This is a genomic window from Mixta gaviniae, from assembly GCF_002953195.1.
GTDB lineage: Bacteria > Pseudomonadota > Gammaproteobacteria > Enterobacterales > Enterobacteriaceae > Mixta > Mixta gaviniae.
Genome location: NZ_CP026377.1, coordinates 686481 through 703496, shown reverse-complemented (window position 1 = coordinate 703496; position 17016 = coordinate 686481). Strand labels below are relative to the sequence as shown.

General features: G+C 61.6%; 13 protein-coding genes. 4 read left to right on the top strand and 9 right to left on the bottom strand.

From position 1 onward, the window contains the following. The 7 genes from C2E15_RS03205 to sctW all read right to left on the bottom strand — a co-directional run bounded on the left by C2E15_RS03205 (nucleotide 1) and on the right by sctW (nucleotide 7787). Entirely contained in the window at nucleotides 1-1044 is a 1044-nt protein-coding gene (locus C2E15_RS03205; protein WP_104956102.1) for a FliM/FliN family flagellar motor switch protein, read from the bottom strand. Then, on the bottom strand, nucleotides 1041-1706 hold the full coding sequence (locus tag C2E15_RS03200; RefSeq protein ID WP_104956101.1) for a type III secretion system HrpP C-terminal domain-containing protein: 666 nt from the start codon (nucleotides 1704-1706) through the stop codon (nucleotides 1041-1043). Before C2E15_RS03200 ends, C2E15_RS03205 begins: the two co-directional genes overlap by 4 nt. Continuing rightward, the gene (locus tag C2E15_RS03195; protein WP_104956100.1) at nucleotides 1703-2158 is read right to left on the bottom strand and encodes a type III secretion protein; all 456 of its coding nucleotides are present in this window, start codon (nucleotides 2156-2158) and stop codon (nucleotides 1703-1705) included. Before C2E15_RS03195 ends, C2E15_RS03200 begins: the two co-directional genes overlap by 4 nt. Beyond that, nucleotides 2142-3494 (bottom strand): type III secretion system ATPase SctN, encoded by a 1353-nt coding sequence (gene sctN, locus C2E15_RS03190; protein WP_104956099.1) that lies wholly within the window; start codon nucleotides 3492-3494, stop codon nucleotides 2142-2144. Before sctN ends, C2E15_RS03195 begins: the two co-directional genes overlap by 17 nt. Further along, nucleotides 3494-4354, bottom strand: coding sequence for an FHA domain-containing protein (locus tag C2E15_RS03185; RefSeq protein ID WP_104956098.1), 861 nt, complete (start codon nucleotides 4352-4354; stop codon nucleotides 3494-3496). Before C2E15_RS03185 ends, sctN begins: the two co-directional genes overlap by 1 nt. Beyond that, the gene (locus C2E15_RS03180; protein ID WP_104956097.1) at nucleotides 4354-6567 is read right to left on the bottom strand and encodes an FHIPEP family type III secretion protein; all 2214 of its coding nucleotides are present in this window, start codon (nucleotides 6565-6567) and stop codon (nucleotides 4354-4356) included. Before C2E15_RS03180 ends, C2E15_RS03185 begins: the two co-directional genes overlap by 1 nt. A 92-nt stretch (nucleotides 6568-6659) precedes the next feature. Beyond that, entirely contained in the window at nucleotides 6660-7787 is a 1128-nt protein-coding gene (gene sctW / locus C2E15_RS03175) for a type III secretion system gatekeeper subunit SctW (RefSeq protein WP_104956096.1), read from the bottom strand. 287 nt (nucleotides 7788-8074) lie between these two features. Between sctW and C2E15_RS03170 the strand changes: the two genes are divergently transcribed. The 4 genes from C2E15_RS03170 to C2E15_RS03155 all read left to right on the top strand — a co-directional run bounded on the left by C2E15_RS03170 (nucleotide 8075) and on the right by C2E15_RS03155 (nucleotide 14523). Continuing rightward, complete coding sequence (locus C2E15_RS03170; protein ID WP_104956095.1) at nucleotides 8075-8620, top strand: RNA polymerase sigma factor; 546 nt, start codon at nucleotides 8075-8077, stop codon at nucleotides 8618-8620. Nucleotides 8621-8735: 115 nt separating this feature from the next. Further along, nucleotides 8736-10220: a PAS domain-containing sensor histidine kinase gene (locus C2E15_RS03165; RefSeq protein WP_245912340.1), complete on the top strand. Its 1485-nt coding sequence runs from the start codon at nucleotides 8736-8738 to the stop codon at nucleotides 10218-10220. A gap of 7 nt (nucleotides 10221-10227) precedes the next feature. Next, nucleotides 10228-10869: a response regulator gene (locus C2E15_RS03160; protein WP_104956093.1), complete on the top strand. Its 642-nt coding sequence runs from the start codon at nucleotides 10228-10230 to the stop codon at nucleotides 10867-10869. Nucleotides 10870-10986: 117 nt separating this feature from the next. Then, entirely contained in the window at nucleotides 10987-14523 is a 3537-nt protein-coding gene (locus C2E15_RS03155; protein ID WP_167391821.1) for an AAA domain-containing protein, read from the top strand. Between the two features lie 82 nt (nucleotides 14524-14605). Here the strand turns inward: C2E15_RS03155 and C2E15_RS03150 are convergent, their stop codons facing one another. Both C2E15_RS03150 and C2E15_RS03145 read right to left on the bottom strand, forming a co-directional pair. After that, nucleotides 14606-15436, bottom strand: a complete 831-nt coding sequence (locus tag C2E15_RS03150) for a hypothetical protein (RefSeq protein WP_104956091.1) — start codon at nucleotides 15434-15436, stop codon at nucleotides 14606-14608. Further along, nucleotides 15433-17016 (bottom strand): hypothetical protein, encoded by a 1584-nt coding sequence (locus C2E15_RS03145; protein ID WP_104956090.1) that lies wholly within the window; start codon nucleotides 17014-17016, stop codon nucleotides 15433-15435. The genes C2E15_RS03150 and C2E15_RS03145 overlap by 4 nt, the downstream gene beginning before the upstream one ends.

Genomic DNA, 17016 nt, shown 5'->3' with positions numbered 1-17016 from the left:
TTACCTGCCGTGGCTCAGAGGATTAACGCTGCCCGGCAGCATATGGGTGATCTGCAGCCCCAGCCGCCCTTCCACCTCCACCAGCTCGCCTTTCGCCAGCGGGAAATCGCCGTGACAGAGCAGTGCTTCACCGGGCTGCACGTTATCCACCATCACCGTCGCCCCGCGGCTCAAACGCTGCAGCTCGCCCAGCGTCAGCCGCAGCTGGCCGCAGCGCACCGTCAGCGCCAGCGGCAGCGCGTCGAGCGCCGCAGCCTCCGACGCCGGTTCGCCCTGCCATTCATCTTCCGGGTGGTCAACAGGGGCCATATCATCGTTATCGTAGGGAAATGTCACAGGGGTGATCTCCAGGTCAGAAAGGGTAAAAAAGGCGCGATCCGCCTCGCCGTTCAGCGCGCCGGAAAGACGCAGTCCGCCAAGCTGCAGCGATCCCGCGCCGTCGGGCGAGAAGCTGGCGCGCGTCGGCAGCAGCACATCTTCAGGCCGCAGCTGCGCAAGCTGCGCGACGCTCAGGGTGAGCGCGCCTAAAATGCATGGAAAATGCAGCGGTAGCGCGTCGGGCAGCGCCGCCGTGTCCGCTTGCCAGCCCGGCTTATCCAGCAGGGCGTTGAGCGTAGCGATCGGGGCAGTCAGGCTACTGCGGGCGCGCAGTTCACCCAGCGTCAGGGTCAACTGCAGCGTAAAGGGCGCCGCGGGCGCAGGCGCAGCGGGATCCGGCGTCAGCTCGCCGAACAGCATGGCGAGTTGCGGGCCGATCTCCTGATTAAACAGTGGCCAGTACCAGGGTGTCACTTCTGCTTCGGCATACGGCAGCGCCGGACAAGCGGAGAGCAGCGCCAGCGCGCTTTCCGGCTCGCCGATCCAGAGCGGGCCGGCGTCGCAGCGCAGCGCCAAAACGGCATTATCCGGGGCAGCGGCGCTCAGGCGCAGCGTCAGCGTGCCCGCTTCGTCGTTCAGCTGATAAGGGAAGCACTGACCGGCACCGATACGCTGGCGCAGCTGCGCCTCTTCCGCGTTCAGACGCGGCAGCGAAAGCCGTTTCATGCCTGCCCCCGCTGTTCAAAGCGCAGGCGTACGCGACAGGCCATCCGGCGGCGTAGCGCCTGGCGACAGCGCTCCTGATGCGCCTCCAGCGCGCCCAGCGCCGTCGGGGAGAAGCGCAGCGCAATGTCCCAGCCGCCGGCGGTCAGCGGCTGCAGACGCGCATCCACCTCGCCAAGGCGCGGCAGCAGCAGCGTCATGGCGACCGGGCCGTCCGGCTGGCGATCGACCACGCGGCCCAGCTCCGCCTCCAGCGGCTGCCAGAGCGCCATCGGCGCCGCACCCGACGCACCGGCGGCGGCAGGCGGCGTAAAGCGCGGCTGGGTTGAAAATGCCGCCGCGCTAACAGAGAGCGGCGGCAGCGCAGGCGGCGTATCCAGCAAAGCGCTGAACAGCATGCCGTCCGGCGTACCGCTTTCCGGCTGCTCGCCACGTTTCGCCGCGCCGCTCTGGCCACTGGCGGGGTTGCGTTCGCTGCGGCCGCGCTCCGCGCCGCGCGACTGCGGTTTTGCCTGCGCGGCGGTGGGCGGCTGCGGGGCGGGCTTCGCACGCGGCGGCGGCGGCGGCGCGGCGCGCGAACGCGCTTCTGCCTGCGCGCGCGGCTCGCGGCGCTCCGGTTCAGGCCGCGGCTGGGCGGCGGGACGCTCGGCGATAAAAGGGTTCATGACGGCATCTCCTGCATCAGCATTTCCAGTTTTTCCAGCTCGCGCTGGCGCAGCCGGGTTTCCGCGCGCGCCGCCGCCAGCTGTTCGCTCTGCGCGTCACACTGCGTGACGCAGTCGCTCAGGGCCTGGCGCTGACGCTGCAGCGCCTCGGCGGCGCGCTGTTCCTGCTGCAGCCCGCGCTGCAGATCGGTCAGCGGCTGACGCCCGAGATGCGTCTCATCGAAGCCGTCGCGCAGCGTTTGATACGCCGCCCGCCGCTGCGTCAACTGCTGTTCGGCGTCGCGCTGCGCGCTTTGCAGCTGCGTCAGCTGCTGTTCATGCTGGCGCTGCTGGCGTTCACTGCGGCGCAGGCGCTGACGGCGGATCGGCAGCAGCAGTGCGAACGCGGCACGCAAATTCGCGTCGCCCTCTTCGGCGGGCAGTTCGTCAGGCAGATTAATTTTCCGGCGCATGGGCGCTTACCTCCGACAGATGTTGCAACGTCTGCTGCCACTCGCTCGGCGCGCGCGTCGCCTGGCGCAAATAGCCGTTGATATCGGGCTGCGCCTCGACGGCGGCGTCGGTCATCGCGTCATGGCCGGGCTGATATTCGCCGAGGCGGATCAGCATCTCCACCTGCTGCCAGGCGGCCATCATGCGGCGCAGCTGGGTGGCGTCGCGCATCTGTTCGCGCGTCACCACATTGGTCATGGTGCGGCTGAGGCTGGTCAGCACATCAATCGCCGGGTAGTGGCCGCGCTCCGCCAGGCGGCGCGACAGCACGATGTGGCCGTCGATCAGCGAGCGCACTTCGTCGGCCACCGGATCGTTCATCGAGTCCGCCTCGATCAGCACCGAATAGAGCGCGGTGATGGCACCGTTCTGCGTCTGGCCGGCGCGCTCCAGCAAACCGGGCAGCAGGGTATAAACCGAGGGCGGCAGGCCGCCGCGCCCCGGCGGTTCGCCCAGCGCCAGGCCGATTTCGCGCTGGGCACGGGCGAAGCGGGTCAGGGAATCGAGGATCAGCAGCACGCTTTTGCCCTGCTCGCGAAAGGCTTCGGCGATGGCAGTGGCGGTAAAAGCGGCGCGTGCGCGCTCCATGCTGCTGCGATCGGAGGTGGAGCAGATCAGTACCGTGCGGCTGCGCAGCGCCTCGTCCAGCTCGTGATCGAGAAATTCACGCAGCTCGCGGCCGCGTTCGCCGATCAACCCGAAGACGATAACGTCGCAGGGGGCGTTACGCGCCAGCTCCGCCAGCAGCGTGGTTTTACCGCAGCCCGCGCCGGCGAAGACGCCGACGCGCTGGCCGACGCCGATGGTCAGCATGCCGTCGATGGCGCGCACGCCGGTCGGCAAGGGGGTCGCGATACGCGGCCGCGCGGTAGGCGGCGGCGCATCGCCCAGTACCGGAATGGTATGCTCCGCTTCGCCGGGCAGCGCGAAGGCGCCGACGCCCTCCCCGTCGATCGGGCGACCGAAGCCGTCCAGCACGCAGCCGAGCAGCGCATCGGAGACGCAGATGCTGTGCGGCAGATAGAGCGGCGTCACGCGCGCGCCCTGGGCGATGCCGTCCAGCGGGCCGAGCGCCGACAGCAGCGTATGTTGCGGATTGAAGCCCACCACCTCCGCCATCACGCTCTCGTCATCATCGCGTTCAATGCGGCAGAGATCGCCGATGCGCGCGCGCGGCAGGCTGCACTCCAGCAGGATGCCGCTGATGCCGGTAATGCGGCCGCAGACGCTAACCGCATCCGGCTGACGCAGGCGCTGCTGCTGCTGGCTAAACCAGCTGTCGAGATCGGCGTTCATTACCACTTCACCGTTATCGGATCGCGGCCGCTGAACTCGACGCGATCGTCCGTGATCGCCACCAGTCGCAGATCGCCGACCTGATCGCCAATAAACAGCCGGTCGCCTTCGTCAGTGACAATATTGGCGCGCGCGCCGGTGGCGATCTGCACGATACGGAACGGCAGCTTCTTCTCCAGCGGCCGCACCGCGCTTTTCACCGGCGCGCTGGCGCTGTAGCGCGCATAAAAGCGTGTCATCATGCGGTTGAAGACGATCATCTGCGCTTTATTCAGCGCGCCTTTCAGCAGCAGCCGGTCGCCCTGACGTGCGATCTGTACGCTGTTCGCCAGATCGCGCTCGCGCAGCATGATCTGCAGCGGCGCGCGCAGATCCTCTACCGTGCCCCATGCCGGACGTGAACTCTCGGCGGCCGGCTGCGCCACCGTCGGCTGCAGGATCCAGCTGACCACGGTAAAGCTGAACAGCAGCAGCAGGCCAAACAGTACCCCACGCATCCAGCGCGGCGTACCTGAGGCCTGAACCGGCGCCGGCTCCTGCGCGGCGGCCGGGGCGGCGAAAGCGCTGGCGGGCAGCGCCGCCGCCTCGTGCCACGGCGTGCTGGCCCGCGCGACGCAAAGCCAGACGCCGCCCAGCAGGAATGGCTCTTCCGGCGTAAGCGGTTCGCCCTCCTCGGCCTCTTCCTGCTGCGCCAGCCACCAGTTTTGCTGCTGGCGGCGCAGCCAGCGTTCGCAGCCGGCCGCGCTCTCATCACTCAGCAGCAGATCGGCCAGCGGCGAGTCGCCGATCTGCCAGCGATCGCCGCTGAGCGGCAAGGCGGCGCCGCAGTGCAGCCCGGACAGCACGCGCAGTTCAAACATTATTCTCCCTCCCAGTTGGTGAGTGAATAAAAGGCGGGATCGGCTTCCAGGCGGCCCAACACATGCACCGCCAACGCCGGTTCCAGTTCAGCGAACGACAGCACCGGCACCTGATGGAAAGATTCAGCGATCAGCGCGCGCAGCGGGCCGCGCAGATCCTGCGCCGCCAGCAGCACCGACTGCTGCTCATTGCCGGTAGTGAAGGCGCGGCGCATCTGCTGATGCACCGACTGAATCTGCTCCGGGCTGAGCGCAAAGAAGATATCGTTTTGCGTCTGGCGCAGGCTGTCGCGCAGCGCCTCTTCCAGCTCTGGCGCCAGCAGCCAGGCATGAATGCCGTCCGTCTGGCTGTACTGATGGCACAGATGGGTTTTCAGGGTGATGCGTACCTGTTCGGTCAGCAGAAAGACGTCGCGCTCATGCTGACCATGTTCGATCAGCGCTTCGGCGATGGCGCGCACCGAACGTAGCGGGATCCGCTCCGCCACCAGCTTTTGCAGCACGCTGGAGAAGCGCGCCAGCGGCATGACGCGCTGCAGCTCCTGCGCCAGCTCCGGCTGTTCGCTCTCCAGCCAGCCCATCAGCGCACGCGTCTCCTGCAGGCCGATAAAGTGCGGGCTGCTGGCGTGGATGGCGTTTTCCATGCGCTTCAGCAGCAGCCCGGCGGCGGTCCAGCGCGCCACCTCGTCGTTTTCCAGCAGCGGATGATCGGCGGGCAGCCAGAGATAGTCCGCCTCCTGACGCACCGCCTGGCCCAGCGCCGGCGTGAGTGGCGCGGCTTCCGTCGGCGCCGTCGCGTCTTCATTTTCGGCAGGCGCGGCGATGTCGGTCGCTGCCGCCGGCGCCGTCAGCGCCTGCTGCTCCTCCGGGCTGAGGCTCTCCAGCCAGCGCGTCTCAACCGCCACGCAGGCGGTACTGAAGGTGCCCATCACTTTCGGGATCTCATAAACCGAGAAACGGAACTCATCCGCCTCCAGCCGATCGCTGAATTCGATATCGAACGCCGGCAGGGTAAAGCCGAAGTGGTAGACGATGCGGTTACGCAGGCGGCGGATCTCCTGCACCAGATCAAGGGTTTCCGCTTTGCCGCGGCAGGCGGTCGGGAACTGGATCAGATAGGGGCGCGTCGGGTTGAACTGGCGCAGATCTTCGCGGCCGTTCAGCTCCGGCGGGATCACTTCGTTTTCCATCTGCGGCTGGGCGAGGCGCAGCGTATGGCGCGCGCGCCACACCTGAAAGCCGCCGCTGCTAAGGGTGATCAGCGCCAGCAGGGTAAACACCATACCCGGCATACCCGGCACCAGCGCGAAGCCCAGCATCCCCATCGAGGCGAGGATCCAGGCTTTCGGCTGGCTGGTGAGCTGTTCGGCGATTTCGCGGCCGATATTCGGCGCGTCCACCGTATCTGTGTCTGAGGAGACGCGGGTGATGATCATCCCCGCCGTCAGCGAGATGAGCAGCGCCGGGATCTGAGCGATCAGCCCATCGCCGATGGTGAGGATCGAGAAAACATGCATCGCTTCGCCCGCTGACATCCCGACCTGCAGCACACCGATGCTGATGCCGCCGATCAGGTTGATAAACAGGATCACCAGCGCGGCGATGGCATCGCCTTTTACGAACTTCATCGCGCCATCCATCGCACCGAACAGCTGGCTCTCTTTCGCCAGATCGCTGCGGCGCGACTTCGCCTGATGCACGTCGATCAGCCCGGCGCGCAGATCGCTGTCGATTGACATCTGCTTGCCCGGCATCGCGTCGAGCGTGAAGCGTGCCGCCACCTCCGCCACGCGCTCCGATCCTTTGGTGATCACCAGGAAGTTGACCACCGTCAGGATCAAAAACATCACCATGCCCACCGCCAGGTTGCCGCCTACCACGAAGCTGCCGAACGCCTCGACGATATGGCCGGCATCCTGCTGGATCAGGATTTGGCGCGTTACCGAAATCGACAGCGCCAGGCGGAACATGGTGGTCAGCAGCAGCACCGCCGGAAAGGTGGAGAAGGCCAGCGGCTTCGGCAGGTACATCGCCAGCACGATCAGCAGCGAAGAGAGGCAGATATTAAGCGCAATCAGGGTGTCGATCAGCGGCAGCGGCAGCGGAATAATCAGCATAAACACCAGCGCCAGCGCGAAGGCGGCGCCGACGATCTCCGAGCGCTGCATGGCGCTGATGGCGATTTTATTCAGAATTAAAAACAGGCTGTTCATCTCACGTCTCTCTTACCGCTTGCTTCAGGCGCGGCGCGCCTCAGATTATTAACAACGCATGACGGGCGGCATGTCGCCCCTTGTTAAGCCGGTTAGCCAGCAGAGGCGCGGCGCGCCTGTTTGCGTTCGTTATCCAGCAGCGACGCGCTGTGGTTCGCCAGCAGCGTCAGCGCGGTTTTGCGTCCGTCTTTGACTTTCCACAGTGCCAGCGGCAGGCTGCGCACCAGCGGCAGCACCGCGTTGAAAAACATCGACAGCTGGCGCGGGTTGGCGTTGGCCACCACCTCTTCACCCAGCTGTTGAAAGTCCTGCTGCCAGGCGCCGTGGTGGCTGAAATGCAGCAGGCGGCGCGTCAGTTCCGTCGCGTCGATGGCATGCAGCGTCATTTTGCCCGCCATGCGGTCGAGCATTTTCTGGCTCTCCTCCAGCGTGTGCCCTACCTGGCGCGCCTCGACCAGCCCGTTCTGGATATGGCGCAGCGCGCCGGTGCTGATTGAAGAGGCGAGCGCGGCAATATCATCCGCCAGCGCCCGTTGCAGCGTGCGCAGCCCGGAGACGAACTGCGCAGGCTCGGTATGCGCCAGCAGCAGATCAACCATCGCCAGCGCCGACTGTTGATGCACGATGCTGTCGTAGTAGAGGTTGCGCAGCGTCTGGCGCTGCTGCGGATGCGCGCTGTATTCCGCGAACGCCGCAGCGGTATTGAGACCGGCGCGCAGACGTTCACCGTGCCGGGTTTGCAGCGTGTCGAGATGGCGATTGATGGTTTCGCACAGCGCGTCGTCGCCCTGATCGCGCGCTTCGCGCTCCATCACGCGCAGCAGCAGATCGCAGCGCGCCGGATCGTTATCCAGCTGCGACAGCAGTTCGTCGGTATCCGCCGGCGGCTTGCGCTTTAGCGCGTCGCGCAGCTGACTCAGGTGCGCTTCGCGTCGCGACGGATCGCCGGAATCGAGCATCGCGTAGAGCTTATGCAGCTGCACTTTGCCCGCCTGCTGGCGGTGGCGCAGGCCGTGCTGCTGCTGACGGCGCTGCTCAGCCTTTTTCTGGCTTTCGGCGCGCTCGGAAAACATCAGGCCTACCTCTTCCTTCATGTCATTGGCGCTGGCGTCGGCCACACCTTGCCCCGCCCGCTCGGCGCTTTTATTCGGTCCGCTGTCGGCGGCTTTCATCAGGGCTTTAAAAGGGTGCGGCATTAGCGGCAGGTTTGGCTTCAGCATCGCCCGTTCCTCATCAGGTAGACCCCGGTTAAGTGGGCCTGCGGCGCAACGGGTTCCAAAAAAAGATGAAATAAAAAAGTCTCACCGTCAGGAAATAATTGAGCAGCGAAACTTGTGAAAAAAATGGCACAGCAAATAAAAGCCGTTTTGCCGTTTTTTTCTCAGATATATCCTGGAAGAAAACGGCGCAAATAATAAAAACAAGCTGTTAGTTGATTAATTTTTGCTGGCACAGTGCTTGCTATAGCCAAGGGGTAATCACCTTTCATCTCTCTGGAGAAAATAATATGATGACCTCTCTTGCCAGCCAGCCAATAACCGTAGAAACCGTTGCCGTCAATATCGACTGGTCTGATGTTTTTAAAAAAAATAATAAGAAATTGCTGAATTTTATTCGCAAGCGCGTGGCGAACTATGAGGATGTGGAAGATATTGCTCAGATGACCTGCCTGGAAGTGCTGCGCAACGGCCATAAATTTATCGGCGCCTCGCGGCCGGAAACCTGGATGTTCGGCATCGCGATTAATCTGATCCGTAATTATTATAAAAATCAGCAGGGTCGCTTTTTATTTGATACGCTCAACGATGACATTCTTACCGGCATGCTTTATGACAGCGACCCGAGCGATATCACGGAAAATGAACGGGTTTTAGGCGCCACCCTCGCCTCTATCGAAACGCTGCCGGAGGATCTGAAAACCATGCTGTCGATTCTGGTCGGTCACGACGGCAGCTATCAGGATGTGGCACAGCAGCTCAATATTCCGGTGGGCACCGTACGCTCCCGTCTTTCCCGCGCCAGAGAAACATTAAAAAGCCGTGTTTATGCCTGAGATTATTCTGGCATTGTATTGACGGACGGAAAGGCGGCGGGAACGGTTATTTGATTGGCATCGCGCGAAGATGCTCATTGCGCTGATAAATGATACCTGGTCTGGAGATCCGCGATTGCAGAATTATTCTGATTATCTTAATCCTGTGCTGACGCCGTCCGATACCCTTTCTTCTATTGCGTTAAATCGTATTCATGATGCGATTTATTTAGTGGATCGGGAGTTGCGGATAAAATATGTCAACGAAAAAGCGTGCAAATTAACCGGCTATTCCCAGCGCGCGCTGATGCAGGTCAGTTTCGCCGCGCTCGATCATGAGCTTAAAGATGATGATGTGGCGGCGCTGTGGTGGAAACTGACGATGCGCCCCGAAGGGATTACCTTTACCTCGCAACATACCCCGCGCCGCGGAGAGCAGATCTCAGTGCAGGTTAGCTCCAGCCTCTATCTGCATGGCGGCGTGCCCCATGCGCTCTGCGTAGTGCGCGACGTGCGCGAACTGAAACAGAAAGAGGCGATCCAGCAGCTGCGTGAAAAGCAGTTCCGCGCCCTGGTAGAGAACTCGCCCGATATGATCGCGCGCTTCGACCTGTCGCTGCGCTGCGTCTATGTCAACCCGCCGGTGCTGACCTGGTTTGACGGGCAGGAGCAGGATATTTATCGCTGGCAGCTAACGGAAGCGGTGCCGCACAACGAGGCGGGCATGGCGCTGCTGCGGCTGGTGTCGCACAGCCTGGCGAGCGGCGAGCAGGCGGAGGGCGAATTGACGCTGAACCACGGCGGCCGCAAACGCATTCTGCATGTGCGCAGCGTGCCGGAGTGCGATCTGCACGGCGAGCTGGAGAGCGTGCTGACCGTCGGGCGCGATATCACCGGCATCCGCCTGGCGGAAGAGGAGCTGCGCGAAGCGCATCAACAGTTACGCCTGCTGGCACGCAATCAGGAGGCGCAGCGTGAAGCAGAGCGCAAGCACCTCGCCCATGAGATCCACGATGAGCTGGGGCAGCATTTGACTTCGCTGCGCGTCGGCCTGTCGCTGATCCGCATGCAGTCGCCGGAGGCGGGCGACGCGGTGCATCAGCAGGTGGATAACCTGATGCAGCTGGTCGACAGCACCATTCAGGTGGTGCGCGACGTTTCTACCCGTCTGCGACCCAATATGCTGAATCTTGGCCTGGTGCCGGCGCTGGAGTGGCTGCGCGACGAATTTAACAAGCACAACACCACCCGCTGCATCTTTGTGCCGCCCCATGAGAAAGCGTTGCGCCTTAGCGACGAGTGCGTCACCGCCGCTTTTCGTGTGGTGCAGGAGTCGCTGACCAACGTGCGACGCCACGCTGACGCCAGCAGCGTCTATCTGTTTATGAAGCAGGACGGCGACCGGCTGCGCATTGATGTGGTTGATAACGGCAAAGGGTTTGATATGCGCCACGTGCGCCCTAACGCCTGGGGGCTGCCGGGGATGGTAGAGCGCGCGGCGATGCTGAACGGCGAGGTGATTATCGACAGTAAGCCGGGCGAAGGCACGCGCGTACAGCTGAGCTTCCCCCACCGGCCGCCGGTGCTTTCCCGCACGCTGTTTAATAAGAAAGATAAGTGAGTAACCGATGACGCAAGCAATTCGCCTGATGATCGCTGACGACCACGCCATTATGCGTGAGGGACTGAAGCAGATTTTCCTGCTGGACAACGGCATTAACGTAGTGGGCGAGGCGGCCGACGGCGGCCAGGTACTGGAGCGGCTGCGCGAAGGGGGCGTGGATCTGCTGCTGCTCGATATCTCTATGCCTGGTATCAGCGGCGAAGATCTGATTAACCGCATCACGCTGCAATACCCGTCGCTGCGCATTCTGGTGCTGAGTATGTATAACGAGCCGCAGATTGCGCGCCGCGTACTTTACTGCGGCGCGCTGGGCTACATTACCAAAGATAAAAACCCGGAGGCGCTGCTGACGGCGATCCGACAGGTGGCGCGCGGCTCGCGTTATATCGATCACGAGCTGGCGCAGGAGATTGTCTTTTCACAATACCAGAGCGGCGACCGGCCGCCGCACGAGAACCTGACGATGCGCGAACGGCAGATCATGATCATGCTGGCGCACGGCGAAAGCATCAACGCCATCGCCGACGCGCTGGTGATCAGCAATAAAACCGTCAGCACGTATAAATCGCGGCTGATGAAGAAGATGAAATTCACCACCAACGCCGAGATTGTGAAGTACGCCATCAGCCATCATCTGGTGCAGTAGCAACAGCCGCCGCAAGAAAGCGCCTTGCCCGCGACGGGCTAAAACGTTAGCGTTATGATAAGCGCAACTGATGAAAGGCCTGGCAGGGCCAGCAAAGAGAAGGCAAGGATGAGCAGCATGAGTGCAGCACAAGCCAGACAATGGCTACGCTACTGGCGCAATTCGCTGGCGGACGCCGAAAGCGGCAGCGGCGCGATGAGCCGTAAGGCGCTGAGCGACTATCATAAAGTGCCGGCGGCGATCATCGGCCGGGGACGTCTGGATAAAGAAAGCGCCCCGCTGCAGGCGCTGTTTGCCGAGGTACCTGCGGAAACGCTGTTTATTAAAGTGGTTTTGCGTCCTGCGGCCTTTCTGATTAAACAGCAGCATGAACACAGCAAAAGCGCCTTTTCCGGCTTTCCCGAGGCGATAACACCGGTTATCTGCCCCATCTGGCTTAGCCGCGAAGGCGAGTTTCTGCCCGCCGGCAGGCCGCACATTCCGCGCGATCTGCTCTCTCCGCAGTATGACGATAAGTTTACCCTCGCCTCGGTGCAGGATTTTGACCGTTTTCTGGATACGCAGACCCTCCAGGTTTATAGCGAACAGGAGGCCAGCGCGCTGTTCAGCCAGCGGGCGGAGCCGGCGGAAGAAAACACGCTCTGGCATGACTACGTCGCTTCGGCGCGGGAACTGTTCAAACTTTGCGACAGAGCGCTGCTTAAAGCACGCTATACCAGCCAGCAGGGCGGCTATCTCAAAAAGGCGGAGGATAGCGTTAGCGGCAGCTACCAGATTTTAAAACTCTACGACTGGCTGGCGGATTGCGAAGACGCGCTGCCGCTGGCGCAAAGCTTCGCGCTGGAAAACAACGCGAAGCATCTGCCCTGCACCTCTGCGCTCTCGCAGCTGGTCGCCCGCGCGGGCCATTCCGGCTCACGCTTTTCGCTTGCCGCCGCCCAGCGTGATGCGCTGGCACAGGTGATGGCTATGCAGCCCGGCGAGATCCTTGCGGTTAACGGCCCGCCCGGCACCGGCAAAACGACGTTTGTCCTCTCCGTTGTCGCCTCGCTATGGGTGGAGGCCGCCTGGAAAGAGAGCCAGCCGCCGCTGATTATCGCCGCCTCCACCAATAATCAGGCAGTCACCAATATTATTGAGGCCTTTGGCAAAGACTTTGAAGAGAATGACGATCCGCTAAGCGGGCGCTGGCTGCCGGAGGTGAAAAGCTACGGCGGCTATTTCCCGGCAGGCAGCCTGGAAAACGAGGCGGCCAAACATTACCACACCCCCTCTTTCTATAAGTGCCTGGAAAATGAAGATTATATCGACCGTGCGGAAAGCGCCTTTCTGAATCGGGCGCAAACAGCGTTGCAGGATAAGAGCCTGGACAGGGTGCAGGCGGTAAAACAGCGGATCTGGAACGATATCAACGCGGGCTATCAGCTGATGGCGGAGCTTGAGGTGAGCTGGCAACAGTTTGAACAGGTGCGGATCAGGTACCAACAGGCCGATCCGGTAAAGACGCAGGCGGCCCTACAGGCCGGGCTGCTGCACCTGCGCGAAGATATCGCCGGGGTTGAGAAGAGCCTGGCGGCCTGGCTGACGTTCTGCGCGGATGAGTCGCTGCTGCTGACGCTGCTGAACGTTGTGCCGGCGGTTGCCAGTAAACGCAGGGCCAACCGTAAGCAGTTAATTAAAAATGATTTTTCTCCGCTGGCGCGTTCGCTGGTTGAGCGCTGCGACGCCGAACAGCTGGAGCCTGCGCTGGAAAGCTGGCTGACGCAGCAGCGAGAGGCGGTCGGGGATCTGCAACGGCAGATAGCACAGGCGCACGAGCTGCAGGAGCAGTACCAGCAGTCAAAAGCGGCATGGCTGCAGCTCTGCGCGCCCTTCAGCAACACGGCGGAGGCCCCCTCCCTGGAGGAGATCGACCGCGCGCTGGATCGCTCTGTACGCTTTCGTCTGTTTCAGCTGGCGGTGCATTACTGGGAAGCGCGCTGGCTGCTGGATTATCGGCAACACGACCGCGATATGCTGATTAAAAACCGCAACGGCAACGATGCACAGGGGCTGAAAGCGGTGCGCGCGCGCTGGGCGCGCCGTATGAGCCTGACCCCCTGCATCGTGTCCACGCTCTACTCGCTGCCCGGCCATATGACCTATAAGGTCTTTGAAAGCGAAGGCGTGTTTAATAATGAATACCTGATTAATGAGATTGACCTGCTGATCGTGGATGAGGCGGGACAGGTGGCGCCGGACGTGGCCGCCGCCTCTTTTGCGCTGGCCAAACGTGCGCTCATTATCGGCGATGTGCATCAGATCCAGCCCGTCAGCAATCAGCTGCCGGCGATGGATATCGGCAATCTGATGCAGCATCAGCTGTTGGCCAATGCCGCCGATTACGACGAACTGTGCCAACAGGGTCGCTCCGTGGTCAGCGGCTCAGTGATGCGCATTGCCCAGCAGGCCAGCCGTTACCACTATCTGCCGGGCGCGGAAGCGGGCATATTCCTGCGGGAACACCGCCGCTGCTACGACGAGATCATCTCCTTCTGTAACGCCCTCTGCTATCACGGCCTGCTGGAGCCTAAGCGCGGCAGCGCCGCCGACGCAAAGACGCCGCCGCCCTTCCCGGCGTTAGGCTATCTGCATATAGATGGCCTGGCGGAATCGCCACCAGCCGGCAGCCGCATTAACCGCCTGGAGGCGAATACCATCGCTGAATGGCTGGCGGCGAAGCGCCACGAGCTGGAGACCTTTTACAAGGCGAAGCTGGAGGATATTGTCGGCGTCGTTACGCCATTCAAGGCGCAGGAACAGCTGATCGCCGAGGCGTGCAAACAGCGCGGCATCGAGGTCGGACGCACCGAAGGCAAAATGACAATCGGAACGGTGCATGCGCTGCAGGGCGCGGAACGCAAAATTGTGCTGTTCTCAGCGGTGTATTCGCGCCACAGCAACGGCAAATTTATCGATAAAGACAATTCGATGCTGAATGTCGCCGTTTCACGCGCCAAAGAGAGCTTCCTGGTATTTGGCGATATGGAGGCGATTGACGCCGCACCGCGCGGCACACCCCGGCATTTGCTCGGCGAGTACCTCGCCAGGCGTGCCGACAGCGAACTGATTTTTTCCGTCGGCGCACGCCCCGATCTGCTGCTGAGCTGTCGCGAGCCGCGGGTGATTAACGACGCGGAAGCGCACGACGCCTGCCTGACCGGGATCCTGCAGCTGGCGCAGCAGCGGGTAGTGATTGTTTCGCCCTGGGTCTCGCTTTCCCGGCTCAGGGAGAGCGGGCTGCTGAGCGCGATGCAGCAGGCCGCCGGGCGGGAGATCGCGGTTGAACTCTATACCGACTATCGCTTCAATACCTTCACCAATAATCGCTATGACGAAGAGAAAAGCGTGCAGTTTAACGCCTGCTGTACGGCGCTGGCAGCGCATGGCATCGCCGTGCATGTGGTGAATAAAGTACACAGCAAGCTGCTGATGGCGGATCATAATTTTATCTGTATCGGCTCTTATAACTGGGCAAGCGCGCAACGTCAGGGGGAGTATAAAAACTTTGAAACATCGCTGCTTTACAGCGGCGATCTGAAAGAGGAGATACGTATCCAGCTGGCCTCATTACAGGCGCGTATTCGCAGCGAATTTGCTGCTGAGATGGCGTAAAGCTTTGCCGTCCGGGTTTCCGTGACGGTCTGCAGCGCCTTCCGCCCGGGGAGACGCTGCAGAGAAGATAAAACGTGCCGGCTTACTTTATCTCTACCGTTAATTCCGGCGCGCCGAAGCTGACCAGTTCGGCGTGAGAGGCCTCAAAATAGCGCTGCCAGAAGGTTTCAAGCTGCTGCATCACCTTGCCGGAGCGGTAATTGTTTTTCGCTGCGGTATCGATAAGACCGGCACCCGCCACATAAACCCGCGCGCCGTCAAAATCGGCGATCAGCGCCTGTTTGGTCACCTTCGCCATCTCCTCGTCGGGCACAATCGCGCGGATGCGGTTGTTGCTGTAAAAGCTGACAAAGTCGCTGTTTTCCAGCATATCGGAGACCAGCAGCAGCGATTTTTCCGTGGCCGGATCGCCTTTCAAATCGGCGGCAATACGCTTCAGGCTGCCGAAAATCTCGCTTTTGGCGACGCTGTCGCCTTCGGCGGCAAAGCTGGCGGCCATTACCTTGCCGATGCCCTGGCTGAAGTAATGTTTCTGCTGCACCAGACAGCTGTCCAGCTTCTTCAGGCTCTCCATCCCCATGCTGTTGCGCGCTTTCTGGTCGGTAAACGGCGCTTCCAGCCTGCCGTCATAGGCCCGCTTCAGGTAGTTATCCTGCAGCAGCGCGGAGAACTGATACAGCACCACGCGATCGCCTGGCTGTACGTAACGAAGTACGTGCTGCCAGACTGACTCTTTCAGCGAAAGAGGCACCTTAACGGTTTGATCGATCACGATGACCAGCTCGCGCCCGCTGTCAGCCGGGCGCGCGTCGTCTACTTTGAGAAAGTGATAACAGCTGGGGATATCATTGCGTTCAGCCGCCTGAGCGACGCACGTCATCCCCAGAAAAATCAGCGCCAGCCACTTCCTCATGCTTCCCCCTTCGCCCGGGTTTTATTCAGCAGCTGCTGCACGCGCTGGCGCTTTAACAGCGCCTCCAGCGGCAGCCCCTGATCTTCAGCAATCAGCGCCAGCTCCTCTTCATCCAGGCCGGTTAACTCGCCCAGCGCATCAAGACGCTCTTTTTCGTTCTGCGGCGCCTGCGGCTCTGCGGCCTGACGCGTCGCGGCGACTGGCGGCGGCATCACCGGCTCCGCAGCGGCAGGCGCCGGCTGCGCAACCGCAGCAGCCTGCGCCTGCGGCAACGCTTGCTGGCGGTGTTCATCCGCCACGCGCGCGTTATCGCGCTTGTCGCGCATTTTCCAGTTCACGTAGTCGTTGAAGGTCAGCAGTTCATTCAGCTGCTGGCTCTGGCTGCTGGTACGCTTCATCAGCATACGGTTTTGCAGGGCGCTCAGCTTCTCCTGGGCGTCGCGCTCGACGCGATCGCGGTGTGCGCTATGCCAGGCGGTAAACGCTTCCGAACCGCTGAAGTTACCGACATATTTCGCCGCCGTCTTCGATTCAATCCCGGCAAAAGAGCGGTACAGGCCGATAAGGATACCGATCAGCTGGACGCCGACGAAGATGACGGAAAGAATGATAAACGTCAGCTTTGAGGCGAACACGCGGTTATGGTTGATCTCCGCCGCCGCCTGGCTGTCCGCCTTCGCATTATCCGCTGCCGCTTCGGCAGGCAGCTCAAACGGCGAGCTTTGCGTATCGCTCATCTGGCTGAAAGGCGAACCGTTGACCGCCTGCGTATCGATGGCATCAATGGTGGCGGCACGGACAAAATAGGCGCCCACCGCGAAAAACAGGATCAGCGCCAGCGCGATGGCCGTCGCCCAGTATTGCGGTTTCGCCTCAACGTTGGTGTTAACGCGGTTACGCATCTGAATGTAATTAGGCTCATCGTCATCCACTTTGCTCTCTTCAAGCGAGACGTTGTTCGCTTTGGATAAGCCTTTCGCGTTACCCGCGTGACGCGCATCGTTATACCAGTAACGGATCTTCTTCAGCAGGGTGTTTTTATGCAGTTCCGCGCCCATTAAATGGGTTGCCGGCACCAGCACCACGCCGATAAGGATCGAGATAACAATGGCGGAGAATTCCGCCTGGTTAGCGGAGATGTTATTGGCGATGAAAGGCGACAGCACCAGCGCGAAAATAAAGGCTTCCAGCAACACTAACGCCACGCTGCAGAACCAGAGCAGCGGCCCGGTCGGCTTGCGCCCGCGCTCATCCACTTTGTTCAGATAATTGACGCAGCGCTGATAGAAATCGGCGCTGTGGTTAAAGGAGTCATAGTAGCGCCAGTACTTCGCGCACAGCAGTTTTTCCGCCGGATACCAGGCTTTTCCGTCCGTTTCGGTACGGCGCGGCTCGTTGCTGCGGGAAAGCCGCGCAATCAGGCCGATAAGCGGAAAACTGCTGGCGACGTTAAGAAAGAAGTAGCTGACCTGCTTCCACCAGCGAATAAACACCACCACTAATACGATCAGCGCCAGGAGCGGCCAGAAAATATAGCGGTAAAGGGAGATCGCCTCGGCGATGCTTTGGAAAAGTTCCAT